General features: G+C 34.2%; 25 protein-coding genes. 16 read left to right on the top strand and 9 right to left on the bottom strand.

What is annotated here, in order from left to right:
* Positions 1-36 precede the first annotated feature (36 nt).
* The 10 genes from ABC346_RS18250 (at position 37) to ABC346_RS18205 (ending at position 10,367) form a co-directional block, all read left to right on the top strand.
* Positions 37-837 carry a YfkD famly protein gene (locus tag ABC346_RS18250; RefSeq protein WP_413236200.1) on the top strand — a complete coding sequence of 267 codons (801 nt, stop codon included), beginning with the start codon at positions 37-39 and terminating at the stop codon, positions 835-837.
* Between the two features lie 396 nt (positions 838-1,233).
* Positions 1,234-2,541, top strand: a complete 1,308-nt coding sequence (locus ABC346_RS18245; protein WP_413236199.1) for a Na+/H+ antiporter family protein — start codon at positions 1,234-1,236, stop codon at positions 2,539-2,541.
* A 55-nt stretch (positions 2,542-2,596) separates the two neighbouring features.
* The gene (pdaA, locus tag ABC346_RS18240) at positions 2,597-3,382 is read left to right on the top strand and encodes a delta-lactam-biosynthetic de-N-acetylase (RefSeq protein ID WP_413236198.1); all 786 of its coding nucleotides are present in this window, start codon (positions 2,597-2,599) and stop codon (positions 3,380-3,382) included.
* A gap of 263 nt (positions 3,383-3,645) precedes the next feature.
* Complete coding sequence (locus tag ABC346_RS18235; protein ID WP_413236197.1) at positions 3,646-5,784, top strand: ATP-dependent Clp protease ATP-binding subunit; 2,139 nt, start codon at positions 3,646-3,648, stop codon at positions 5,782-5,784.
* Between the two features lie 536 nt (positions 5,785-6,320).
* A complete protein-coding gene (locus tag ABC346_RS18230; protein WP_413236196.1) occupies positions 6,321-7,193 on the top strand; it encodes a ComEC/Rec2 family competence protein in 873 nt (290 codons plus the stop codon).
* 76 nt (positions 7,194-7,269) lie between these two features.
* Positions 7,270-8,118 carry an SPFH domain-containing protein gene (locus tag ABC346_RS18225; RefSeq protein WP_413236195.1) on the top strand — a complete coding sequence of 283 codons (849 nt, stop codon included), beginning with the start codon at positions 7,270-7,272 and terminating at the stop codon, positions 8,116-8,118.
* Between the two features lie 11 nt (positions 8,119-8,129).
* On the top strand, positions 8,130-8,309 hold the full coding sequence (locus tag ABC346_RS18220) for a type II toxin-antitoxin system antitoxin (RefSeq protein WP_413236194.1): 180 nt from the start codon (positions 8,130-8,132) through the stop codon (positions 8,307-8,309).
* Between the two features lie 131 nt (positions 8,310-8,440).
* On the top strand, positions 8,441-8,818 hold the full coding sequence (locus ABC346_RS18215) for a GntR family transcriptional regulator (protein ID WP_413236193.1): 378 nt from the start codon (positions 8,441-8,443) through the stop codon (positions 8,816-8,818).
* A complete protein-coding gene (locus ABC346_RS18210; RefSeq protein ID WP_413236192.1) occupies positions 8,808-9,662 on the top strand; it encodes an ABC transporter ATP-binding protein in 855 nt (284 codons plus the stop codon). Before ABC346_RS18215 ends, ABC346_RS18210 begins: the two co-directional genes overlap by 11 nt.
* Before the next feature lie 3 nt (positions 9,663-9,665).
* Complete coding sequence (locus tag ABC346_RS18205; protein ID WP_413236191.1) at positions 9,666-10,367, top strand: hypothetical protein; 702 nt, start codon at positions 9,666-9,668, stop codon at positions 10,365-10,367.
* Between the two features lie 396 nt (positions 10,368-10,763).
* On the opposite strand, the gene ABC346_RS18200 is transcribed toward ABC346_RS18205, so the two are convergent.
* The 6 genes from ABC346_RS18200 to ABC346_RS18175 all read right to left on the bottom strand — a co-directional run bounded on the left by ABC346_RS18200 (position 10,764) and on the right by ABC346_RS18175 (position 14,828).
* Positions 10,764-11,540, bottom strand: a complete 777-nt coding sequence (locus ABC346_RS18200; protein WP_413236190.1) for an ABC transporter permease — start codon at positions 11,538-11,540, stop codon at positions 10,764-10,766.
* Positions 11,540-12,448 (bottom strand): ABC transporter ATP-binding protein, encoded by a 909-nt coding sequence (locus ABC346_RS18195; protein ID WP_413236189.1) that lies wholly within the window; start codon positions 12,446-12,448, stop codon positions 11,540-11,542. The genes ABC346_RS18200 and ABC346_RS18195 overlap by 1 nt, the downstream gene beginning before the upstream one ends.
* A complete protein-coding gene (locus tag ABC346_RS18190; RefSeq protein ID WP_413236188.1) occupies positions 12,445-12,645 on the bottom strand; it encodes a PLD nuclease N-terminal domain-containing protein in 201 nt (66 codons plus the stop codon). The genes ABC346_RS18195 and ABC346_RS18190 overlap by 4 nt, the downstream gene beginning before the upstream one ends.
* A 94-nt stretch (positions 12,646-12,739) precedes the next feature.
* Entirely contained in the window at positions 12,740-12,868 is a 129-nt protein-coding gene (locus ABC346_RS18185) for a YfhE family protein (protein WP_413236187.1), read from the bottom strand.
* Between the two features lie 96 nt (positions 12,869-12,964).
* On the bottom strand, positions 12,965-13,525 hold the full coding sequence (locus ABC346_RS18180) for a GNAT family N-acetyltransferase (protein ID WP_413236186.1): 561 nt from the start codon (positions 13,523-13,525) through the stop codon (positions 12,965-12,967).
* A gap of 403 nt (positions 13,526-13,928) precedes the next feature.
* Positions 13,929-14,828 carry a TIGR01777 family oxidoreductase gene (locus tag ABC346_RS18175; RefSeq protein WP_413236185.1) on the bottom strand — a complete coding sequence of 300 codons (900 nt, stop codon included), beginning with the start codon at positions 14,826-14,828 and terminating at the stop codon, positions 13,929-13,931.
* A 76-nt stretch (positions 14,829-14,904) separates the two neighbouring features.
* On the opposite strand from ABC346_RS18175, the gene recX reads away from it, so the two are divergent.
* Together recX and ABC346_RS18165 are read left to right on the top strand one after the other, a co-directional pair.
* A complete protein-coding gene (gene recX / locus ABC346_RS18170; protein ID WP_413236184.1) occupies positions 14,905-15,720 on the top strand; it encodes a recombination regulator RecX in 816 nt (271 codons plus the stop codon).
* Positions 15,721-15,782: 62 nt separating this feature from the next.
* Positions 15,783-16,115 carry a YfhH family protein gene (locus tag ABC346_RS18165; RefSeq protein WP_413236183.1) on the top strand — a complete coding sequence of 111 codons (333 nt, stop codon included), beginning with the start codon at positions 15,783-15,785 and terminating at the stop codon, positions 16,113-16,115.
* 52 nt (positions 16,116-16,167) lie between these two features.
* On the opposite strand, the gene ABC346_RS18160 is transcribed toward ABC346_RS18165, so the two are convergent.
* A complete protein-coding gene (locus ABC346_RS18160; protein ID WP_413236182.1) occupies positions 16,168-17,157 on the bottom strand; it encodes a metal-dependent hydrolase in 990 nt (329 codons plus the stop codon).
* A 79-nt stretch (positions 17,158-17,236) separates the two neighbouring features.
* Between ABC346_RS18160 and mutY the strand changes: the two genes are divergently transcribed.
* The 4 genes from mutY to ABC346_RS18140 all read left to right on the top strand — a co-directional run bounded on the left by mutY (position 17,237) and on the right by ABC346_RS18140 (position 21,459).
* A complete protein-coding gene (mutY, locus tag ABC346_RS18155) occupies positions 17,237-18,301 on the top strand; it encodes an A/G-specific adenine glycosylase (RefSeq protein WP_413236181.1) in 1,065 nt (354 codons plus the stop codon).
* 357 nt (positions 18,302-18,658) lie between these two features.
* Positions 18,659-18,841 (top strand): gamma-type small acid-soluble spore protein, encoded by a 183-nt coding sequence (locus ABC346_RS18150; protein ID WP_413236180.1) that lies wholly within the window; start codon positions 18,659-18,661, stop codon positions 18,839-18,841.
* Between the two features lie 225 nt (positions 18,842-19,066).
* Positions 19,067-19,594 carry a nucleoside tri-diphosphate phosphatase gene (gene ntdP, locus ABC346_RS18145; protein ID WP_413236179.1) on the top strand — a complete coding sequence of 176 codons (528 nt, stop codon included), beginning with the start codon at positions 19,067-19,069 and terminating at the stop codon, positions 19,592-19,594.
* A 110-nt stretch (positions 19,595-19,704) separates the two neighbouring features.
* Entirely contained in the window at positions 19,705-21,459 is a 1,755-nt protein-coding gene (locus ABC346_RS18140) for an ABC transporter ATP-binding protein (protein WP_413236178.1), read from the top strand.
* 16 nt (positions 21,460-21,475) lie between these two features.
* Here the strand turns inward: ABC346_RS18140 and ABC346_RS18135 are convergent, their stop codons facing one another.
* Both ABC346_RS18135 and ABC346_RS18130 read right to left on the bottom strand, forming a co-directional pair.
* Positions 21,476-22,726: an MDR family MFS transporter gene (locus tag ABC346_RS18135; protein WP_413236177.1), complete on the bottom strand. Its 1,251-nt coding sequence runs from the start codon at positions 22,724-22,726 to the stop codon at positions 21,476-21,478.
* Between the two features lie 260 nt (positions 22,727-22,986).
* Entirely contained in the window at positions 22,987-24,285 is a 1,299-nt protein-coding gene (locus tag ABC346_RS18130) for a glutamate-1-semialdehyde 2,1-aminomutase (protein WP_413236176.1), read from the bottom strand.
* Positions 24,286-24,392: the final 107 nt, after the last annotated feature.

Below are 24,392 nucleotides of genomic sequence, written 5' to 3'. Positions count from 1 at the left end.
AGAAAAAAATAGAAAAAAAAGAAAGGAAGGTAAATTATGCTTAATAACATTAGTGCGAGCTTTTTGTTTATCGCAGTATTATTTTCATCTCTCACCTTTCCTCAACTTGCAGTAGCAGAAGAATCGAAAGAAAATGAAGACTCAGCTATTCCTAGTCATGTTCTTGATATTTCTAAAGAAAATACGTATCCAAACTCAACAGAAGATCAAGAAGTCATTGAACCAAGTGATTGGACAGTAGAAATATTAGAGGATGTTGAAATACCTATTGAAAACCCAGAGTTAATAAAAATTTTAAATGAAAGCTCTATAAAGCCTTCACCGATTGCCATAGGTTATCGTGGTATGGTCTACTTAGGAAGATGGCCACTGAATTATCAATCAGAAGAATCGAATATAAATTGGGAATACCAAGAGATTAATTTGAATGAAATGAATAATATTGGTGGAAATGATGTTCAAAATATGAATTATATTCAGCAACAAGAAAAAGAAGTAAAAGGTGCACTCACCAATAAGATAAGCAATCCAAATGATGTAAAAAAAATGATGTTATTAAAATCGAAGGAAAAAACGAAGCTTCCTTTATCATATAACACTATCTTTGGTCAAAATACAAAGCTAAATAATTCCTATTCTGTACCTACTCAAAAACATGGGACATTGCAAGCATATGCACCAGCGGTCAATGAAAAAGGACAGGTTACTTTTGGGGAAGTATATATCGAATTAAAAGGATCAAATAAATCAATAAAAATCAAAAATGTTACGAAACAAGGAATTGGTGCTTGGATACCTATTCAAGACCACGTTTCTTTCTCATTTAATGTCAAATAACTTATAGAGAGCTGTCTAAAGGACGGCTTTTTGTTATTAGGTATATATTTCCTAATCACCAAGGTTCATTTAAAAACATACTAATATCCGGATTATAGGTAGGTGATTATAGGAAATACTTGGGATTGGTTATAATGGAAGATTCATGCTAAGAGCAGCGCGAGCTGAAGTTCTACTTAGAAAATTGTGATCTTCTTTTTCAAGTTAGCTAAAAGACGGTGGCTATTAAAAAGCTATCTTCTGCAATGGAAATCAAATAGAAAAGCATGGAGTTTTACATAATTTCTTATAATCATATTCATTCAGATAAAATAATTTAAAAAAAGGGTTGAATTTTAGTCTTTAATACTTTATCATGATGAAGTAGTAAAGAGATAAGAATGGTGGGGAAGTACAATGGAATGGGTTGTTATTTTATCTGTATTAGTAATGACGATATTATGTTTGCTCAGATTTAATGTAATACTGTCTATTATCGTAGCAGCGATTACGGCAGGATTACTTTCTGGTTTAAATATAAGTGATTCAATAAAAATGATGGTAGAAGGAATGGGAGGAGCTGCCAATACAGCTCTCAGTTATATTCTATTAGGTGCTTTTGCGGTTGCAATTAGTTACACCGGAATAACGAGTTTATTAGTAAACTTTATTATTCGTATATTAACCGGCAAGAAGACAATGATGTTACTTGCATTAGCCGGTGTTGCATCACTTTCACAAAATCTAGTTCCCGTGCATATTGCTTTTATTCCGATTCTAATTCCACCTTTATTAAAAGTATTTGATGAGATGAGAATGGATAGACGTGCGGTAGCAACTGCACTAACATTTGGTTTGAAAGCTCCGTATATAATGATTCCTGCTGGTTATGGTTTAATTTTCCATGGATTAATTATTGACGGATTACAAAATAATGGTGCAGAAATCACAGCGAATCAAACAACGATGGCTATGTTAATTCCTGGACTAGGGATGGTAGTTGGGCTTTTAGTAGCAATATTTATAACGTATCGAAAAGATAAAGAACCCAAAGAAGTTCGAGAAGACGTATCTTCTAATGCTGCTACCCAAACAGAATCGAATATCACTTTTGAGAAGAAGCATGTTTTTACATTAGTAGCAATAGTGTTAGCATTAATTGTTCAAGTTATATTTGATAATCTTATACTTGGTGCATTAACTGGTCTAGTAGCTTTACTTCTATTTGTTGTAATACCTTTTAAAGAGATGGATCGTGTGATGACAGATGGGATTACAATGATGGGGACAATTTCATTTGTTATTCTTATAGCATCTGGATTTGCAAATGTCTTAGAACAAACTGGGGCAGTGAAATCTTTAGTAGAAGTAACACAGTCAATAGGTGATAATCAAGCATTAATCGCGTTAGTGCTATTAATTCTAGGATTGTTTATTACTATAGGCATTGGTACTTCTTTCGGTACTATTCCAATAATCGCAGCTTTATTTGTTCCGATTTGCATTGCTGCGGGCTTTTCACCAATGGCAACAGCCGCACTTGTTGGTACTGCTGGTGCTCTTGGAGATGCTGGATCACCGGCTTCGGATAGTACGTTAGGGCCAACTTCAGGCTTAAATGCAGATGGAAACCATAACCACATTTGGGATACATGTGTACCAACTTTCTTACATTATAATATTCCATTATTTATATTCGGATGGATAGCTGCGATGGTTCTATAATGCATAAAAAAATATGAAACAGGTTAAGGTAAGAAAAAACTTAGGTGGGGATTGTATGAAAAAAACAACATCTTTACTCGTTTTTCTTACCTTTTTTCTTGTACTATTACCATTAAACACCGTTCATGCTTATGGATGGGGCTATAGTAAAAATTCAAATCATGAAATACCGGATATTGGTTCATATCAAGCCTTATTAGATAAATATAATGCCTATTATGTCGATGACTCGGGAGAAAAAGTTTTATATTTAACGTTTGATAATGGATATGAAGAAGGATATACGGATGAAATTCTTGATGTTTTAAAGGAAGAGAATGTACCTGCAACTTTTTTTGTCACCGGTCATTATGTTAAAAGCACACCAGATTTAATCAATCGTATGGTGGATGAGGGACATATTATTGGAAATCACTCTTATCATCATCCTGATTTTACTATTATGAACAAACAAGCAATACAAAAAGAAGTAGAAGATTTGGAACGTGCAGTGGCCGAAATCAGTGATCAGAAAGAAATGATGTATTTGCGCCCACCAAGAGGAGTATTTAATGAAGATACATTAAAATGGGCAAATGAATTAGGATTAGTTCATATCTTTTGGTCACTTGCTTTTATTGACTGGAATACAGATGGTCAGAAAGGCTGGCAATATGCATATGATCAAATAATGGATCAAATACATCCTGGTGCGATTATTTTACTTCATGCTGTTTCCTCAGATAATGCAAAAGCATTGAAACAGGTAGTCAAAGATTTAAAGGCGGAAGGATATACGTTTAAAAGTCTAGATCATTTAATGTTAAAAAATCAATTACCACAAGGTTTTCCTATGTTCTAAAATGGGAATAGTAATACTGTAAAGGGAAAAGGAGCTGTTTCAACTACGGCTCCTTTTGTGTATTTCTTTATTAAATTATCAAAGGTCAAACTTTTTATAAAAAAATTTGACTAAAATACTTGAAAGTCAAAAAAGGTCAGAGTATAATGTAACTATAGTCAAAGATAGTCAAAGTCAAAAATGCTTGTGACATCGCATAGGCGAATGTCATATTATATCAATGTAATAGGCTATCTTCACTGTAATTAGAGGAGGAATGAGAAATGAAATGTCAAAATTGTGGTCAAAATGATGCAACAATTAATGCACAAATGCAGATGAATAATCAACGAATGGAAATTCATCTATGCCATGAATGTTTCCAAGATATTCAAGGAAATATGATGAACTCTGACTTTTTCTCTAATTCTCCATTCGGCAATATGGATCAAGCATTTGCCAATAACTTTTCACAAGGAAATAGTGGAAGTGCTACTGGTACACGCACCAAGCAAAAAGCGAATAAAGGCAATGGCCTCATTGATCAGTTAGCAAAAAATTTAACTGACCAAGCGAGATCTGGAAATGTAGATCCTGTCATTGGTAGAGATAAAGAAATTAAACGAGTTACGGAAACATTAAATAGAAGAAATAAAAATAACCCAGTTCTCATTGGTGAACCGGGTGTCGGTAAAACTGCAATTGCAGAAGGACTAGCAGTAAATATAGTAGAAGGTAATGTTCCTGCAAAATTAATGAATAAAGAAATTTATTTATTAGATGTAGCTTCATTAGTTGCCAATACTGGAGTTCGAGGTCAATTTGAAGAAAGAATGAAGAAGTTAATTGAAGAATTACAATCAAGAAAAGATGTGATCTTGTTCATTGACGAAATTCATTTAATCGTTGGAGCAGGAACAGCAGAAAGTTCACAAATGGATGTTGGTAACTTATTAAAACCAGCATTAGCGCGTGGAGATTTACAAATCATTGGTGCTACAACACTAAAAGAATATCGACAAATAGAAAAAGATGCTGCGCTAGAACGTCGACTACAACCAATTATGGTACACGAACCATCTTTTGAAGATGCAGTAACCATATTAGAAGGTATTAAAGAGCGCTATGAGAAATTCCACGAAGTTCGATATTCGGAAGATGTTATTCGTGCGTTTGTAAACTTATCAAGCAGATATATTCAAGACCGTCATTTGCCTGATAAAGCCATTGATTTAATGGATGAAGTAGGTTCAAGATTGAATTTATCTAATGCTCAGAAAGACTCTGATACTCTTCAACAACAACTTGATGAAATTATTAAGAAAAAACAAGAAGCTGCCGATGTAGAGGATTATGAAAAAGCAGCAAACTTAAGATATCAAGAAATTCAATTGCAAAAACAATTGGATAAAGTTGAAGAGGGCGAAAAAGTCTTAGACGTCGATATTAGTGATATCGAGTTAATTGTAGAAGAGAAGACTGGTATTCCAGTAACGAAAATGCAAAAAGATGAACAAGAAAAAATGAAAAACTTATCTGATCAACTAAGTCAGAAGGTGATTGGCCAAGACGAGGCTGTGCAAAAAGTAGCGAAAGCAATTCGCCGTAGTCGTGCAGGCTTAAAGGCTAAACAACGTCCAATCGGATCATTCTTATTTGTTGGACCTACAGGTGTTGGTAAAACAGAACTCACAAAAGTACTAGCAGAAGAACTATTCGGTTCTAGAGATGCGATGGTTAGACTGGACATGAGTGAGTATATGGAAAAACATGCCGTTTCTAAAATAATTGGTTCACCACCAGGCTATGTAGGACATGAAGAAGCTGGTCAACTTACCGAGCGAATCCGTCGTAACCCATACTCTATTCTATTGTTAGATGAGATTGAAAAAGCTCATCCAGATGTACAAAATATGTTCTTGCAGATTATGGAAGATGGTCAATTGACTGATTCTCAAGGTAGAAAAGTAAGTTTTAAAGATACAGTTATCATCATGACAAGTAACGCTGGTACTGGTGTAAAACAAGTTAATGTTGGTTTTAATCGTGAAGCACACGAATCTGTTTCTACACTAGAAAACTTAAGCGAATACTTTAAGCCAGAATTTCTAAATCGATTTGATGCTATTGTTAACTTCCATGAGTTAGCAGAAGAAGACTTACTACAAATTGTTGATTTGATGTTGTCTGAATTAGAAGAGACAATAAAAGAAAATAAAATGACAATAACAATCTCTGATAAAGCAAAACAGCAATTAGTTAAATTAGGATATGATACTCGTTTTGGGGCACGTCCATTACGTCGTGTCATCCAAGATAAGATTGAAGATCCATTAACGGATTTGATTCTCGAAGGTGAAGAAATAGCCTCAATTCATGTCGATGTTAAAGATAATGAAATTGTAGTAAACCAAGCATCTTAAACATGTATTAACGCTAAGCCAAAATTGGCTTAGCTTTTTTTTGAAATTATATTCAAATCATTTTCATTAAGAAATTATATATGTTTACGAAGAGTGCCGTTTCAAAAAGAAAACACAAATAACTCCAATACCCACCATTACTACTTCTTTTTCTTACATTCATATTTCGCAAAAAAATATCCTATTATGAAATCGGAATGTAGCGTTGTTTGATTTTCATTACAGACGGACGCTTTCCGCAGGCACGGCTTCAGCTAACTTGAAAAGAAGAACACTTTTCAAGTGGATCTTCAGCTCGTGCTATTCCTGCAGGAGTCGCCGTCTTCCATTACAATCAAAGCCAAGAATTGCCTGAAACCCGGACATTAATGTTTATACTCTTATTGATTTTTCGGTTTTTAATGAAACTTGGCAATTATGAAATTGATTCATTAGAATAATTTAACCTTAATTATATTAATTTCCATTTTACTCTTTTCATAACATGGTTCATACAGGTTAACACTAAGACAAATAAGTTTAGAAGGTGTTAATTGATGAAAAGACAGCTATGGATAATAATATTACTGCCTTTTATATTATTTGCAGATCCTGCATCTATGTATGCAGGTCAAGCTCCTGGCATGCGAGTTCATTTTATTGATGTTGGTCAGGGTGACAGCATCTTAATTGAAACACCACTTGATCGAACCATTTTGATTGATGGTGGTCCTCCAGAAGCGGGAGAAAAGGTCGTGGACTATATAAAAAAACAAAAAATAAATCAAATCGATGTACTTATTTCAACCCATCCTGATATTGATCATATAGGTGGATTATTAAAAGTGTTGGATTCCGTAGAGGTAGGAGAGGCTTATGATACTGGAAAATTGCATCCTACAAAGACATTTGCTAATTACATCAATAAATTACGCGAACTTGAAATTCCTGTACACTTAGCAGAAAAGGACGTACCAATTGAAGTTGATCCAATGATTGAATTAAATGTGTGGAATAGCTATCACCGCTTTAGTACAAATAATGAATCCTCCATCGTATTAAAATTAACGTACGGTGATATGGATATGCTTCTAATGAGTGACGTGGGAAAAGCTCAAGAGAGACAAATCATGAGGGAATATGATATTCAAGCTGAAGTAATTAAAGTTGGTCATCATGGTTCAAAAACAAGTTCATCTTTAAAATTCTTACAGGAAGTAAGTCCAGAAATCTCTATACTTACGTACAGTAAAGAAAATCGATATGGACATCCAGTTAAACGTGTAATAGAAAATTTATATTCAGTAAAGTCTGCGATATACTCCACAGCCGCTCTTGGCAATATTGTATTAGAAACAGATGGAAATTCAATGGTTATCACTCCAGAAGAAAATCCAATTCAAAAGTTTATAAGAGAATCTATGGGATAACAATTACATATTAATTTACATTATTATACAAAAGTGATATCATAATAATATAAATATAATATGAAAAGGTGATCTCATGATACAAGAAAGAAAGGCATGGAGTTTAAATGGTATTGTTGGTTTAGGACTTATTATCGTACTAATTGCAATTGGAGCCTTTGCATTTATTCAGCAGCAGTTCATTATTGGAATTTTACTTGTATTAATTGCAGCATGTTTAATTAGCGGAATAACGATTGTGCAGCCGAATCAATCAATTGTAGTAATATTTTTAGGTAAATATATGGGAACAGTACGAAGAGAAGGAATTGTCGTAACTATTCCATTTTCTGTAAGAAGGACAATTTCATTACGTGTTCGTAACTTTAATAGTAATCGACTAAAAGTTAATGATGTAAATGGTAATCCAATTGAAATTGCGGCAGTAGTTGTATTTAAAGTAGTCGATGCTGCTAAAGCGGTTTTTGATGTTGACCAATATGAACAATTTGTAGAAATTCAAAGTGAAACTGCGATTCGAGCAGTTGCAACAACGTACCCATATGATTCATTTGAAGACAATGACTTAACCTTAAGAGGAAACGCTGATGAGGTCTCGAATGAATTGACACAAGAGTTACAGGAACGGTTGAAGGTAGCAGGTGTAGAAGTAATAGAAGCAAGACTGACGCATTTAGCATATTCTACAGAAATTGCCCAAGCAATGTTACAGCGTCAACAAGCTAGTGCAATTATTTCTGCGAGAAAACAAATTGTCGATGGAGCAGTAGGTATGGCGCAAGATGCAGTTACTCGTCTAGAAAGAGATGGCATCGTTGATTTGGATGATGAAAGACGTGTAGCAATGATTAATAATTTACTTGTTTCCATTGTATCCGATCAAGGGACACAACCTGTGGTGAATACAGGTTCCTTGTATCAATAAGTAGGGTTTTTATGCCAAAAAAAAAGAACTTTCCTCTACGTATTGATCCAGAACTTTACGATGTATTACAAAAATGGGCGCATGATGAATTTCGAAGTGTAAATAGCCACGTAGAATTTTTACTGCGAGAATCTACAAAACGAGCTGGAAGATTACCGAAAAAGCAAGATAAAAAAATAGGTGAAGACTAAGGCGGGGCGCATGCTTCCGTCTTTTTTATGTTCGCAAAAACAACTTTATTAAAAATTGGGATTGACTTTTAAAAATTAATGTTATATGGTTAGTTACATAAGTAATTAACCAATTAAGGAATGAACTAAAAATGAGAAAAGAACTGGATGAGAATAAACCTATATTTTTACAAATAAAAGACCACGTGGAAGATTCGATCATGGATGGTTCCTATAAATCTGGAGATCGAGTACCATCCACTAATGAATTTGCCGCCTTTTATCAAATTAATCCTGCTACTGCTGGTAAAGGGATAAATGAATTGGTGGCAGAGGGAATTTTGGTGAAAAGGAGAGGAGTAGGCATGTTTGTTACAGATTCAGCCAAAGATATTGTAATCGAAAAAAGAAAGCAAACATTTTATGATCACTATATGCTTCCATTAAAGCGAGAGGCAAGAAAGCTTCGTATGGATGAAGATGAAATATTGGAAATGTGGAAAAGGGAGGATAATGTTAATGAAGATTGAAGTAAATAACCTTAGTAAAAAGTATGGTGAAAAATATGCTTTAGATAATGTCACTTTTACACTTGAAAAAAATAAAATCTATGGCTTATTAGGTAGGAATGGAGCTGGGAAAACAACATTTATGGATATTCTTAGCGGCCAAATCCTTGCAACTAGTGGGGAAATTAAATTAGACGGGGAAAGCCCGTTCGATAAGCAAAAGCTAACGGAATCGATCTGTTTAGTTAAAGAATCAAATAACTTTCCAAAAGAGATTACGATCAAAAACGTGCTTAAGATATTCTCCTTTTTCTATCCTAATTGGAACCAAAATTTTGCGGAGCAACTATTGAAAGAGTTTAATTTAACAAAAAAATTAAAAGTAAAAACATTATCAAAAGGAATGGAGTCCGCATTAGGAATCACTGTAGGTTTAGCAAGTAGAGCTCCGATTACCGTTTTTGATGAACCGTATATTGGGATGGATGCTCCTTCACGTAAACGATTTTATGAGTTGTTGTTAGAGGATTATCAAGAATATCAGAGAACGTTTATATTTTCTACTCACTTAATTGATGAAGTTAGTTTAATGTTTGAGGAAGTGTTAATTTTGCGAGAAGGTTCGTTAGTCTTACAAGAGGATTCTGAAGTATTGAGAGATAAAACAGTAGCTGTTACAGGTCCAACAACTAAGGTAGATGCTTATTTACAAGGAAAAGAAGTAATAGAAAGAAAAGATTTGGCTGGCAACTCGATGGCATATACGTACGGTACAAAAGAAGAAGCAAAGGCAGCAGGGTTACAAGTGGAAGGAGTTCCTATTCAGGAATTAATGATTCACTTAACAGAAAGGAAAGGGGCATAGAAGATGAATAATCAGGTAAAAGGGCTATTATATTACTATACGCAAGATATAATGCGTACTTCAAAGATATTTTGGTCGATTCTAATTTCTATACTTGTTGCATTAAGCGTATTAGCTTATTTTTTAATTGATGTAGGTGCGACTGAGTTTTATTGGGCAATGCCATTTGCCACATATACCAATGTTTGTATTATAGCATTTCAAAGTGTGAAAAAGGATATACCATTTGGTTTAAAAATGGGGGCAATCCGTAATAATATTTTTCTTAGTTATTTTTATTTCTTTTTAGGTTATTCTTTGTTTATGTCGATTGCAGGAAACACGTTACAACTCGTTACAGAGGGTACGCATCATTTATTCGGGGTATCCAACTTTATCTTTTCTCATCCAGCAATGTTACTGACAGATAATTGGTTAACACGAACTATTATTGATACCTTTTTTATGTTCTTTCTTATGGCATTATTATTTTTAGTAGGTTTAATTTTTTATCGATCCGGATTAATTGGTGGTGGGTTATTCTTAGCAGCATTTTTAGTAGTGGCCTTATACGGACTATTTGATGGATGGCTAATCGATGCTTTTGCAAATATATTACCAGATCTTTCAATGCTGACATTCTTTATCTTATTCCTTATTGGAGTAGTACTGTATATGTTTAGCTATCTATTTATAAAAAGAATGACGGTTGTTCAAAAAGTATAAGAAGATATAAATGATAAGTTTTGCTAAAAGATATGTGTTGTAGGAGTAATAGCTCACTTCAAGCTTAGAGGCCCTTAAACTCATATAGGTGTGATTATGAGTTTAAAGGCCTCTTAAGTTCATGCTCTAGTAAAACTAACATTCAGTGAGGGTCTGTGTACTTTCTCTACTGAATGTTAGTTTTACTTTAAGAGCTAAGAGAGTATAAAAATTTGAAACCGTATATTTTCGTAGACGGAAATTGCCACGTCCAGCTCCAGCGCCCAGAAACTAGGCGACTTCACGAAATCGCCCTACGATAAGTCATCATCGCTCGTTCCTCACCGTGATTCCTTTATCTCAGTTGATTCGTTCCACTCGCTACGTTTCTAAACGTGGCTTGCGCTTTTGTTCTTTTTACTTCTCTAATTGTTGTTTTCTAAAAAGTATTACAGAAAGTAGCAGTAATATAGCTATAATTATAATGGTAGTCATACCGGTATATATTAGATCGGTATGGATGGAACCTTGTTCAATGGTTAGTTTAATGTAAGCAGATAAATGAACAGGACTCCATTTCAGTGCACTTTGGAAAATTGTCGTTAGTCCTGAAAGCATCATTAGACTCGCAATGGATAGAAACGCAATTAGACCTTGTGTTTTTACAAATGTATTGTAAAAAATAACTACAGTAACGACAAGGGATAGCCATAGTCCATAGAAAAAAATAGTTTGTACGAGATGACTAAACGATAAAGCCCCGTATAACAAATAAATATAATACCAACTTACAAGCATACCTAATATCCAAGATACCCATACCAATAAAAGTAAAGAAGCCCATTTTGCAGTTACATATGAGTGATGATCAATAGGTTTTACTAAGATAATTTGTGATACACCACTTTTATGTTCATTTGCAATAATCCCCATAGCCATAAAAACGATTACTAACACACCTAAGCTACTAAGTTGACCAAGTGTCATCATCACCACCTCAGGTACTGTATATTCAGGTAAAATGAATTTCATACCCTCAGGCATCTCACCAACTGCATCTAAAATTTGTGGTAAGAAGTAATTAGTGACCGGATCTAAAATCGATAATAAAATGATAACTAGCGGAAACCAAATCCATTTTTTATTTCTCCAGTTTTCTACAACTTCTTTCTGAAATAGAGTGTTCCACTGCATTATCGGTTCACCGCCTTCATAAACATGTCCTCTAGAGAAGCTCTATCTATTGAAAAATTTGTTAAGTCCCAGTTATGAGTGGCTGCTTTTAATAATATTTCTTCTCGAGCAGACGGTATGTCGATTGCTGTTACCCATAATGCATTCTTTTCAATATACGTGTCGGATACATTAGATAACTGACTTACTTTTTCTTGATACATCTCTAAGCTGTCTTGAAATTCTAATTTAATCATAGAAGTTTGATATGTATCTTGTAGGTTACGAATAGAACCAGATTCAATAACCTTTCCTTGATGTAAAAGGATGAGCTCGTCACTTACTTCTTCAGCATCTCGTAATATATGGGTAGAGAAAAAGATGGACATATCTTTTTTTAGCTCTTCCATAAGAGAGAGTATCTCTCTTCTACCAATAGGATCTAGGGAAGATACGGGCTCGTCTAATAATAACAACTTTGGCTGATGAATAATTGCTTGAGCAATCCCAAGGCGTTGTTTCATTCCACCTGAATAACTAGCTATTCGTTTATCTTTGGCTTCATAAACACCGGTTTTTTGTAAAAGCTCCTTAGCACGTGATTTAGCTGCTGTTGGAGATAGAAGACAAAGTTTTGCGCAGTATACTAGAAATTCATATCCGGTCATCCACGAATAAAAAGTAGGATATTGAGGTAGATAGCCAATATAATTTCGGAAATCTCCTTTTTTAGGGCGATTATGAAAAATAATATCTCCAGAGGTAGATTGTAATAACCCAGCTAGCATTTTTAACGTGGTCGTTTTTCCAGCACCATTTGGACCAATTAGTGCAACACAAGCGTTGTCGGGAACTTTAAAATCAACATGATCAACTACAGTTTTTCCTTTGTATGTTTTAGTCAACTGATTAACGGTTAACAAATTCATTCTTTATTCCTCCTTGCAAAGAGAAAATAAATAATTGGACCAAATATATTAAGAAAGATAATCACGATTAACCAAACTAGCTTCCCGTCTAATGATTCTTTGTTTTTGTTCCAATCAATGAGTGCTATAATCATTAAAATAATTTGTATGACAACAAAAGGTAAAATAATTGGTAGATATTCTAATAATTCTTCCATTATATGTATCACTTCACTTTCTTATATTCATTAGTATTAGTACGATTCATTTTAAAAAAAGATTCATGTATTTCAAAGAAAAAGTCGAAGCTTTTTAGCTTCGACTTTTTCTTTGAGAGAATTGATCATACACTTGATTTGCACGCTTGAATTCTTTTGCATACAAGACTTCTTGTGTTTTAGAAAGAAATTTTTCTTTTTCCGAAGATCGTTGCTTTACCATATAGCATCCCTCACTTTATCAGTAGCATATCCAACACTGGAAGTTTTATACAAAATCAACTATCTCACGACTTTGTTAATAGGGTAATTCCAGAACTTAAGATACTTCTTCCCCAGTACTCTCTGCAGTAGTATCCATTTGGAATTGTTGATAAGAAAAGTAATGCTCTTTTGTAATAACAAATAAATCATAAATATCATCAGAACCATTTACTCGTTGATACATTTGTGGATAAATATCATTTGCAAAAGTAATATAAGGTAATTTTAATACTGCTTTTTTGGAACGTTCATTTGATTTGCGAACTTTCATAAAGATACCATCTATTGCCTTTTCCATAAAAAGTTCATGAAAAAAAGCATCTTTTGCTGGACGATTATACCCTTTGCCAAAGTAAGGCTCGCCTATCCATGTAGCAAGAAAACCATAGTTATCCTCTATATCAAATAGGTTGATTGTACCGATGGGTTGTTGATATTCATCAACTATCGTACGAGAAATTAATTCCCCTCTGTCTTCTGCTTCTATTGTCTGTTTCGTTAAAAAGTAAAACTCATCTGATGTTGATGCTTTATGCCTAACAAAAGGGAATACTTCCGGGTGCGCCATAAGTTCAAAAAGTACAGGCACCTCCTGTAAATCACGTATTTTTAGCATAAAAAATACCCTCCTTATTCCAGGTGGGTATATACAGATGCCAATATAATAAGGAATCTGTGAGTTGCCCACCCTCGAATTTTCATTTATAGATCTCAACAAAAATTCGGGGTGGGAATCGAACCCACTAGAACCAGGTAGTACCCGGTGGCGCACCATTTGCCTTCCCTATTTAATTCTGCTTGAAATTTCTATACGATTCATCTCTTTCATCTTTTTAGTAGTTTTATTTTACAACCTTTTTTTTAAAAAGGGAATCCCTTTTTTGTGAAGAAATTATAAAATTTTCATCCCGCATGTAATTACCCTCGCTTCAAGACTATTTGGTATTGTTAAAGAGGCATGTGTGGGGGGAAACCGCCTGTAAAGGAAGAACCAAAACCCTATTGAATGAAGTTTCACATTATGATTTTGTCTCTTTGATATTTTCTATTGCTTGTTGTAACTTTGGAAACTTAAAATTAAATCCATGATCGATCGCTTTTTGAGGATATGCATACTGTCCTTTTGTTATTAGTTGTGCCATTTCACCAAACGTGATTTCCATAACTAAACGAGGTACATGGATCCAATATGGTCTTCTATATACTTCAGCAACAATCTTCATAAAATCTTTGTTACGTTTTGGTTGTGGTGCAGTTACATTGATAGGACCAGTAACTGTACTATTGTGTATACAGAATAAAATTAATTGAGCAGCATCTTCAATATGAATCCAAGATAACCACTGTTCACCATTACCAATTCTACCTCCAGCAAAAAGTTGAACTGGTAACTTCATCATTGGAAATGCACCTTTATTTCCTAGCAATATTCCTAATCTTGTATAGACCGTCCGTATCCCAAAAGATTGTGCAGTTTTTGCAGTCTCTTCCCATTTTTCGGTTACAGTAGCTAAATAGTCATCAGCAGCTTCGGTAGTTTTTTCAGTGAAGATTAAGTCCTCCGTCATGCCATAATATCCAACTGCAGAAGCACTGATAAATACTTTTGGTTTGGTATTCATCTCTTTCATTAATTGTATAAGATGGTTAGTTATTTTTAATCTACTATCGAGAATAGATTGTTTCTTTTGTTCAGTCCAATATCCAAACAATGATTCACCTGCTAAATTAATTACACATTCAAATATAGGTAGAGAATCAGCTTGAACAGTATAATCTATGTAAGTCGATGTAGAAGTGTTCACTTTATTTTCTACGGACCTAGTAAGTATATATACGTGATATTCCTGATTTTGTAATTGGCTAGTTATTTCAGAACCGAGAAATCCTGTTCCACCACTTATTAAAGCATATTTCATATATGATAGCCTCCTTTATATATTAGTTCATTCGTATCGTAGTTTTTGCTATGATGTATAAAGAGGTGAATAACCAATGAAAAAAATTGCTCGTATTACAACGCAAAAAAAACATAAAAACCGATATAATATCTTTTTGCAAACTCCTGAAGGTGATGCATATGGTTTTAGTGTGGATGAAGCGGTACTAATTGAATATCGTCTTTCTAAAGGAATGGAGCTTGAGGATGAAATGATTTCAATTCTCGAGCAAAAAGATACATTACATAAAGCATATACCCTTACTATACACTTTTTAAGCTATCGAATGCGCTCAGAAAAAGAAGTTAGAGATTATTTACAAAAAAAAGAAGTGGATGGTACACATATTGATGAAATTATTAAACGTTTAAAACGTGAAAAATGGGTGGATGATCAACAGTTTGCACTGATGTTTGTGCGCTCCCGTATGAATTCATCTTCTAAAGGACCAAAAATGATACAACAAGAATTATATGAAAAGGGTGTAGAGGGGAGTAAAATAACAATAGCTCTCGAACAATATTCAATAGCAGATCAGAAACAGAAGGTAGTAAAATTAATTAATAAAAAACTTCAATCAAAATCAAAAGATTCCCATCAAAAAAGAATGGATCAAATAAAGCAAAATTTGATGCAAAAAGGATTTGATTCAGGAGTAATAAGTATCGTTATTCAAGAAATGGACACGACAAAAGATACGGATCGTGAGTGGGAAGTTCTACAACTCCAAGGGGAGAAACTTATGTATAAATATCAAAAAAAACATAGTGGCTTTACCTTAAAACAAAAAGTAATGGAAGGACTATATCGTAAAGGATTTTCATTTGATATGATAAATCAGTTTATAGAGCAAGAACTTCAAGATGAGTAAAATGAATGGTTTACAGATAATATTGCTGATACAATTAGATAGGATGAATAGGAGGAAGAAAAATGAATTTTCGTTATAGTGATTATTCTATTGAACAATTGCACCGAGAAATTGGGGAATTAAAAGAAAAAGCACAGAAAGCCGAACAACTTGGTAACGTTTCTGAAGTACAAATATATGAGCGGAAAATGCAAGTTGCATTAGCATATACATTAAATCCAGATGAATTTAAAAAAGATGAAATTTATCAATTGAAGATGGAACCAGGATATACATTTAAAATTGATTATATTAATGGGGTATTTGCTTGGGGATATCGTATAAATTTATTAGATGAAATACGTGAAGAAATCGAAGCATTGCCTATTTCACTTTTAGGTAAAAAGTTAGGATAACGAATCAATTTCATTATAGAAGGATGGTTAGTAGAAAAGCTAACCATCCTTTTTATGGGGAAGAATCACTTGGAACTAATTTACTTTGTAATTTTCTTTCTGAGAATATCCATCCTGTATACGAAGTGACAATTTCTAAATTCGCATTAATTTGTACAACAGCCACGAATGGATAGTAATCTTTTGAACGATAACGTAAATCAATAAATCTAACTTCCGTTGATCCATCTTTTTGTTCATAAATTTCCCAACGATAAATGGGAGAAAAGTTCAAGAAAGACTGGATATTTTTATCTTGTTTGGCAACATCCATAATGTCACTTTCTGGAAGCGGTACCCGTAGAAATTCATCGATTATTTCAATGTGACGATCCTCTACTCTGCCTACATAAAACCGATCGGGAGTGGTTATAGCTACACGCCAATAATTTTGTTTTAGTGTAGGAGAGGTAACAACAGAAACGGTTTCTGGATAATACTCATGAATTTTTTTTACGATTTCTCTTTTGTCCATATACCGTTTAATGTAATATAGTACAATGACTGAGTATATGATTACCCAAGTAATGCCAGGATTGGCACCCAAAGCCCAAGCTGCTATTCCAGCAACATTTAAAAAGAAAATATAGGGATCAAATGTATTAATGAACCCTTTGGCTATCCACTTTTTAGAGAATGGACGAAATGCTTGTGTGCCGTATGCATTAAATAAATCGACAAACACATGGATAACGACTGCTAATAAAGTCCATAACCAAAGATGCAAATAATTAACTTCAGGTACAAATAAATATATTAATCCGGATACGAGAAAACTCCATATGATAATTGCTGGTAGTGAATGAGAGGCTCCTCGATGGTGTCGGATATAAGTAGCGTTATTTTTTAGTTTAAACACCGTGTCAAAATCAGGGGCGTGAGACCCAACAACGGTACCAACTAATACAGCATGAAATAGTGTAGGGTTACTTTGCACTACAGGGTCGATTGTTGCTAGTCCGCCTAATGCAACACCCATAACTATATGCGTACCAGTGTCCATATAAGATTATCCTCCTTAAATTTACCAGTAATTAAAGTCAAACTAGACGTTATTGTAACACAAAGGATGTGGGAAAAAGATGAATAAAAGGTTACAACATTTTAACATTCCAGTTTTTCAATCCGATTTACTGGAATGGTATTATTTGAATAAACGTGATCTACCCTGGAGAAGAGAAAAAAATCCTTATAAAACATGGGTATCAGAAATTATGCTACAACAAACCAAGGTAGATACAGTTATACCTTATTTTAATCGCTTTATGGAGAAATATCCAACAGTTTATGATTTAGCCGAAGCAGATGAACAAGACGTATTAAAATCTTGGGAAGGCTTAGGTTACTATTCCCGTGCACGAAATTTACAAACCGCAGTTCGTGAAGTTGTAAATACATATCATGGTAAAATTCCCGATAATGAAAAGGAATTAGCAAGTTTAAAAGGGGTTGGTCCGTACACAAAGGGTGCAATACTATCCATTGCTTTTGATCATCCCGTTCCTGCAGTGGATGGAAATGTTCTTAGAGTGTTCTCTAGAATTTTAAAGATAGAAGATGATATTGCCAAGCAATCAACAAAAAAAGAAATAGAGCACCATGTTGGAGAAATTATATCCCATAAAGATCCTTCCTCATTTAATCAAGCCATTATGGACTTAGGTGCAACAATCTGTACACCAAAAAAACCAACATGTATGTTCTGCCCTGTAATGGAACACTGTCAAGCTTTTCAATATGGAATCCAAGAACAATTACCAATTAAGAAAAAAGCAAAAAAGCAAAAAATAAAACAGTATATTGTCTTGCTCATTCAAAACGATCAAGGTGAATATGTAATCGAAAAACGTAGTGATCAAGGGTTATTAGCAAATTTATGGCAATTTCCAATGGTCCCTCTAGAAGAAGTAAGTATAAATCAATTGGAACAATGGATGTATGATAAATATGGAATTGAATTACAAATAGAATCAGATTGCGGCGATCTGAAACATACATTTAGTCATATTATATGGAAAATGAATATAAAGAAAGCTAGTACTTCTCAACATTATTTAAATAAAGATTCATTAACATTCGTTTCTAAAGAAGATATTGATAATTACCCATTCCCTGTGTCACATCAAAAAATGATGCAATTTTTATAACGAAAAATCAGGATTAATCCAAATGGATGTCCTGATTTTTTTCTATGCGTTGGAACATTTCTTTATTTATCTCGTGAAGGATTGTAAGTCCTTCAGAATTTATATATGGAAGTATTTGTGATAATGCATGCTGAAAATAATGAAGTTCCCCGTCCTCCCAATCTGTTTTGCTCATCATAGATAATTCGGAAAAGTCTCTCTGAAGCTTAATTGGTATCTCCTCCCCTTGTATTTTACATTCTTATTTTGTGCACTTACCTAAGTAGACATCCATGCCATTTTTTGTAGTGAAAAAGTAAAAAAGTTTGGATAAGAAACGAGTTACTGGACAAATTAATTATTGCGGAGGTGATATTGATGGCTAAAAAGCAAAATCAACAAAATCAAACTACTGCAGCTGGTACAAATGCACAGCATGTTAAACAACAAAACAAACAAGCTGCTCAAGGTCAAGGACAATATGGTACTGAGTTCGCTTCTGAAACAGATGCACAGCAAGTGAAGCAACAAAATCAAAAATCTCAACAAAAAAAGAAATAACATCTGTTTTCTAATTAACGAAAGAGTTCCCTTTTGATATAAAGGGGACTCTTTTTATTGGTAAAAGACAAGTGCACTTGTAAATCGCTATTTCTCCCCTTGTTATCTTTTAGTATTCATTATCAAGTCCCTTCTTGTTCGTTTAGCTTTATATTTCTAAATAGAACACTTATAATAGTAATAATTAAAAAGTGATCGGGCGAAAATGAAAAGGAGAGGAGTACTATGGTTTCTCCAAATGCAGGTTCTAAGGTTTCTATCCAAAGTTATAAACATAACGGACAACTCCATCGTACTTGGGAGAACAGTGTGATTTTAAAAGGTACGGAAAGTGTCGTTATTGGTGCAAATGATCGAACAAAAGTAGTTGAAAGTGATGGACGTTCTTGGATTACTAGAGAACCAGCCATATGCTATTTTCATTCCAAGTACTGGTTTAACATTATTGGGATGTTACGTAATGATGGAATTTATTATTATTGTAATATTAGTTCGCCATTTGTGTATGATGGTGAGGCATTAAAATATATTGATTATGATTTAGATGTAAAAGTTTTTCCAGATATGACATTTCAATTATTAGATGAAGACGAATATGAAGAACATCGGAATTTGATGAATTATCCTCAAGTCATTGATCGTATTCTTCATCAACAGTTAGAGATTTTAATTCGATGGATACGACAAGGGAAAGGTCCGTTTTCCCCCGACTTTGTCGATAATTGGTATGAAATGTACTTAACGTATCATTGATTGAAGCTATTTTATTGCAATTTCTATGAAGAAAGAGGTATCCTTGTTACCGTGAGTTGTAACAAGGTTTTTTTATGGAAACCAATCACATCAACAGAGGAAGATGTATTATGAGCAGTATTAAACAGTATATGGAATTTGTAAAACCATATAAATGGAAAATAGTGTTGACATTAATTATTGGAGTTATGAAATTTGGAATTCCATTATTAATGCCATTAATTTTGAAATATGTAATTGATGATATTATATCTGTAGAAGGATTAACGCAGTCTGAAAGAATAACACAGTTATTTTGGGTGATGGGAATATCGTTTGTTATTTTTCTTGTTCTTCGTCCCCCGATTGAATATGTAAGACAATACTTAGCTCAGTGGGTAGGAAATAAAATATTATTTGATATTCGTGATAAATTATTTGATCACTTACAAAAATTAAGCCTAAAATTCTATTCTCAGACAAAAACCGGAGAAATTATTTCCCGGGTAATACATGATGTCGAACAAACGAAGAATTTTGTGATTACTGGGTTAATGAATATTTGGTTGGACTTAACAACAATTTTAATCGCAATTGTAATTATGCTAACAATGAATGTTCAACTAACTCTTGTTTCCATTATATTATTCCCGTTATTTGGGTTTGCAGTGAAGTACTTCTTTGGTCGATTGCGTACTCTTACTCGAGAAAGGTCACAAGCGCTAGCGGAGGTACAAGGACATTTACATGAGCGGGTACAAGGAGTACCGGTTACACGTAGTTTTGCACTTGAAGATTATGAACAAGAGCAATTCGATAAAAGAAACAGTAACTTTCTTGATAAGGCTTTACGTCACACAGATTGGAATGCAAGAACATTTGCTGTGACTAATACTATTACTGATTTAGCACCATTATTAGTGATTGCATTTGCTGGATATCAAGTTATTACTGGAGCAGTAACATTAGGGACAATGGTTGCTTTCGTAGGATATATGGAACGTGTGTATAGTCCATTACGCCGTTTGATCAATTCTTCTACTACATTAGTACAAGCTATTGCATCGATCGATCGTGTCTTTGAGTTAATGAATGAGAAATATGATATATCGGACAAACAAGATGCCGTTGATCCTGGAAGATTAAATGGCAGAGTCGAATTTGAACATGTTTCATTCCAATATGACGAAGAAGAATTACCAGTACTTAAAGATGTTACTCTCCATGTAGATAAAGGTGAAACTATTGCTTTTGTAGGTATGAGTGGGGGAGGGAAATCGACATTAATTAGTCTTATTCCTCGTTTTTATGATGCAACAGGTGGAAGTGTGAAAATTGATGGGAAAGATATTCGTGATTATCAATCTAGATCGTTAAGAGATAATATTGGTATGGTATTACAAGATAATATCCTCTTTTCTGAATCGATCGAAATGAATATACGTATGGGTAACCCTGAAGCAACGGATGAAGAGGTAGTTCAAGCAGCTAAAGCAGCCAATGCTCATCAATTTATTGAGTCACTACCACAAGGTTATGCCACAATGGTAGGTGAACGAGGAGTCAAACTCTCTGGTGGACAAAAACAACGCATCGCTATTGCGAGAGTATTTTTAAAGAATCCACCAATTCTTATATTTGACGAAGCAACTTCTGCACTTGATCTTGAGAGCGAACATCTTATTCAAGAAACAATGGAACGATTGGCGTCCGATAGAACTACATTCATTGTCGCGCATCGACTAGCAACTATTACACACGCGAATAGAATTGTTGTTGTGGAAGACGGACAAATAATCGAATCTGGTTCGCACGACGAATTAATGAAGTTACAGGGTCATTATTATGATTTGTATCAAATTCAACACTTAGAAGCAGAGAACTAAAACGAAGCCATCGAACTTAATTTTCGATGGCTTCTTTCTTTTTTAAGTCTATAATATGAAACATTTTGATATAGATTATTGCGCTGATACAAGCACATAATAAAATGAATCCAAATATGAAAATTGGTGGAAATATACTTGATAATATGACTGTGAAGGGAGCGATAAACCTTCCAAAAGAATATTGTAAGTCAGAAGCGCCGATATATTGTCCTCTTGCGTTTTTAGGAGCGTAGGAAACGGCAAAGTTTTGAACTACTGGTCCATGGATGATTTCACCAATAGTAAAAATTACTGTGAGAATAAACAACAGCCAAATATTAGTGGAGAGGCCGACGCTAAACATACCCATTCCAGATAAAGATGCAGCGAGTATAAGAGCGTTTCGGTCTGACCAACCATTTATCTTTTTTGTAACTGGGATAACTAATAAAACAAATAATAATCCGTTTAATCCTATCATCCAACCGAAAATTTGCTCGCTATTTAATGAGAATGACCAGTCGCCTATAGAAAAAAGTGTTTGTGTTTGAATATAGTTTTTTACATATAATGCAAGGTATAGATCTAATTGCATCATCGATACCGTGATAAACATCCCTCCGATAATATAATAGAGGTAAACTTTATCTTTAAGAATGTGTAAATAGCTTTTCCAATGTTTCATTATAACTGAAAAGGCAGTTGTGTTTTGTTTGGATTTTTGGATTGGGATAGTCTCTCTCATAAGAGCTAGAATAATGCCAGAATAAAGAAAGGTAACAAATGTACATGTCCATAGTAATTCAGTTCTGTATTGAAAAAATAAAACAGCTCCGATAACTGGTCCTAAAACAGCCCCGATGTTATTTGCAGAAGCAAACGTTGCGAACACATTACGTCGTTCTTGGTCTGATACTAAGTCAGCAACCATCGCACTGCTTGCAGGTCTGTAAAAGGATTTCCCTAAGCTTATACCAATAAATGCCATATAGTCGAACCAAGGAGAGATCGATAATGCGAACAAAGCAAAAAACATTGCCTGGATGAAGGAACCTATTAACATGATCTTGCGTCTTCCGTATTCATCAGCAATATAACCTCCAAGCATTCCTCCAAATATACTAATAATAGATGGAGCGGTCATCATAATACCTGCTTCAATTACACCTATTGACTCACTAAAGTAAATGGTTAAGAAAGGGAAATACATCCAAAACAGCATATTAAATAATGTTTCACCAAACAATCTAATTTTTAAATTACGATTCCATGTTAACCATGACATTTAATAGCTCCTATAAATCGATTCCTGGCCAGGTAATATATATTCTATATTTAATTTTTTGAAAATTATAGACTTATAATTAGAAAACAGTTATAATACTATTATAGAATTTAAAGCAGGGATGTCTTTATTTTAAGTGTCCTACAAATAGAACATTTGTTCCTGGGAGGTACATATGCTAACAAAGCATATGTTTTTTAATGTATATAAAAGACCTACAAACCGGAATTTTCCAGATTGTAGGTCTTTATTATATTTCACTATAAAATTTTAGCCATTTCAGCAAAACTTCTATCAATAGCATCGATCGTGTTTTCAATATCTGAATCTTTATGCTCTGTTGTTAAGAACCAAGCTTCATATTTAGATGGCGCTAGATTAATGCCTTCTCGCAGCATTAGTTGGAAGAACTTTGCAAATGCCTCTCCGTCTGAGACATCCGCTTCTTCGTAATTTGTTACCTGGTCTACTCCAAAGTATACTGTCAAAGCACCACATAGTCGATTGACGGTGATATGAATACCATGTTCGCGAGCTTTTTCGATTATACCTTCTTCTAATCGTTTACCAAGCCGATCTAACTCTTCATAGACGCCTTCCTCTTTTAATACTTCTAAACATGCGATACCCGCTGCCATCGATGCCGGATTACCTGACATCGTACCAGCTTGATAGGCAGGTCCAAGAGGTGCTACTTGTTCCATTATATCTTTTCTGCCACCGTAAGCACCAATAGGTAAGCCGCCACCAATGATTTTACCCATTGCAGTCATATCTGGTTCTACACCGTATATTTGTTGAGCACTTCCATAAGTGAAACGGAATGCAGTAATTACTTCATCATATATTACTAATGCACCTGCTCGGTGAGTAAGCTCATTTACCTCTTGTAAAAATCCTTTAAAAGGTTCCACAATTCCAAAGTTCCCTACTATTGGTTCCACAAGTACAGCTGCTACTTCATCTCCCCATTTATCTAATGCAACTTTAAATGATTCGATATCATTGAACGGTACAGTTATTACATCAGATGCAGTTGATGTAGGAACGCCGGCTGAATCTGGAGTACCTAATGTAGAAGGTCCAGATCCTGCTTCTACTAATACAGCATCAAAATGTCCATGATAACAACCTGCGAATTTAATTATTTTTGTACGTCCAGTATAAGCGCGAGCAACACGAATTGTTGTCATTACGGCTTCAGTGCCAGAATTATTAAATCGAACTTTTTCTAATGAAGGAATTGCTTCTTTTAACATTTGAGCAAATTCATTTTCCAAACGTGTTGGTGTACCATATAGAACACCAGTTGTCGCAGCATGAGCTATCGCTTTTGCTATATGCGGATGTGCATGTCCAGTTATGATTGGTCCATAAGCTGCTAAATAATCAATATATTTATTATCATCCACATCCCAAAAGTAAGCTCCTTGTCCTCGTTCCATATATACAGGCGAACCACCGCCTACAGCTTTATAAGCACGAGAAGGAGAGTTTACTCCTCCTACAATATGTTGAAGAGCCTCTTGATGTAGCTTTTCAGAATTTGTAAATTTCATCAGTCATTTTCCTCCTCTGTCTTACCAGTTACTAATATATCAAAAATCACCCAGAAATTCTTATAAAACGTACATTTTTATTTTTTGAACAAGCTTGTTGCTCTTTG

It is taken from the genome of Oceanobacillus phoenicis, assembly GCF_047238145.1.
In the GTDB taxonomy this organism is placed as follows: domain Bacteria; phylum Bacillota; class Bacilli; order Bacillales; family Amphibacillaceae; genus Oceanobacillus.
This window is presented reverse-complemented; position numbering and strand designations above follow the sequence as displayed.

Bases quoted from the DNA above. Each gene is read 5' to 3' on its own strand.
- ABC346_RS18250 (WP_413236200.1), top strand. From the start codon at position 37: ATGCTTAATAACATTAGTGCGAGCTTTTTGTTTATCGCAGTATTATTT.
- ABC346_RS18245 (WP_413236199.1), top strand. From the start codon at position 1,234: ATGGAATGGGTTGTTATTTTATCTGTATTAGTAATGACGATATTATGT.
- pdaA (WP_413236198.1), top strand. From the start codon at position 2,597: ATGAAAAAAACAACATCTTTACTCGTTTTTCTTACCTTTTTTCTTGTA.
- ABC346_RS18235 (WP_413236197.1), top strand. From the start codon at position 3,646: ATGAAATGTCAAAATTGTGGTCAAAATGATGCAACAATTAATGCACAA.
- ABC346_RS18230 (WP_413236196.1), top strand. From the start codon at position 6,321: ATGAAAAGACAGCTATGGATAATAATATTACTGCCTTTTATATTATTT.
- ABC346_RS18225 (WP_413236195.1), top strand. From the start codon at position 7,270: ATGATACAAGAAAGAAAGGCATGGAGTTTAAATGGTATTGTTGGTTTA.
- ABC346_RS18220 (WP_413236194.1), top strand. From the start codon at position 8,130: ATGCCAAAAAAAAAGAACTTTCCTCTACGTATTGATCCAGAACTTTAC.
- ABC346_RS18215 (WP_413236193.1), top strand. From the start codon at position 8,441: ATGAGAAAAGAACTGGATGAGAATAAACCTATATTTTTACAAATAAAA.
- ABC346_RS18210 (WP_413236192.1), top strand. From the start codon at position 8,808: ATGAAGATTGAAGTAAATAACCTTAGTAAAAAGTATGGTGAAAAATAT.
- ABC346_RS18205 (WP_413236191.1), top strand. From the start codon at position 9,666: ATGAATAATCAGGTAAAAGGGCTATTATATTACTATACGCAAGATATA.
- ABC346_RS18200 (WP_413236190.1), bottom strand. From the start codon at position 11,540: ATGCAGTGGAACACTCTATTTCAGAAAGAAGTTGTAGAAAACTGGAGA.
- ABC346_RS18195 (WP_413236189.1), bottom strand. From the start codon at position 12,448: ATGAATTTGTTAACCGTTAATCAGTTGACTAAAACATACAAAGGAAAA.
- ABC346_RS18190 (WP_413236188.1), bottom strand. From the start codon at position 12,645: ATGGAAGAATTATTAGAATATCTACCAATTATTTTACCTTTTGTTGTC.
- ABC346_RS18185 (WP_413236187.1), bottom strand. From the start codon at position 12,868: ATGGTAAAGCAACGATCTTCGGAAAAAGAAAAATTTCTTTCTAAAACA.
- ABC346_RS18180 (WP_413236186.1), bottom strand. From the start codon at position 13,525: ATGCTAAAAATACGTGATTTACAGGAGGTGCCTGTACTTTTTGAACTT.
- ABC346_RS18175 (WP_413236185.1), bottom strand. From the start codon at position 14,828: ATGAAATATGCTTTAATAAGTGGTGGAACAGGATTTCTCGGTTCTGAA.
- recX (WP_413236184.1), top strand. From the start codon at position 14,905: ATGAAAAAAATTGCTCGTATTACAACGCAAAAAAAACATAAAAACCGA.
- ABC346_RS18165 (WP_413236183.1), top strand. From the start codon at position 15,783: ATGAATTTTCGTTATAGTGATTATTCTATTGAACAATTGCACCGAGAA.
- ABC346_RS18160 (WP_413236182.1), bottom strand. From the start codon at position 17,157: ATGGACACTGGTACGCATATAGTTATGGGTGTTGCATTAGGCGGACTA.
- mutY (WP_413236181.1), top strand. From the start codon at position 17,237: ATGAATAAAAGGTTACAACATTTTAACATTCCAGTTTTTCAATCCGAT.
- ABC346_RS18150 (WP_413236180.1), top strand. From the start codon at position 18,659: ATGGCTAAAAAGCAAAATCAACAAAATCAAACTACTGCAGCTGGTACA.
- ntdP (WP_413236179.1), top strand. From the start codon at position 19,067: ATGGTTTCTCCAAATGCAGGTTCTAAGGTTTCTATCCAAAGTTATAAA.
- ABC346_RS18140 (WP_413236178.1), top strand. From the start codon at position 19,705: ATGAGCAGTATTAAACAGTATATGGAATTTGTAAAACCATATAAATGG.
- ABC346_RS18135 (WP_413236177.1), bottom strand. From the start codon at position 22,726: ATGTCATGGTTAACATGGAATCGTAATTTAAAAATTAGATTGTTTGGT.
- ABC346_RS18130 (WP_413236176.1), bottom strand. From the start codon at position 24,285: ATGAAATTTACAAATTCTGAAAAGCTACATCAAGAGGCTCTTCAACAT.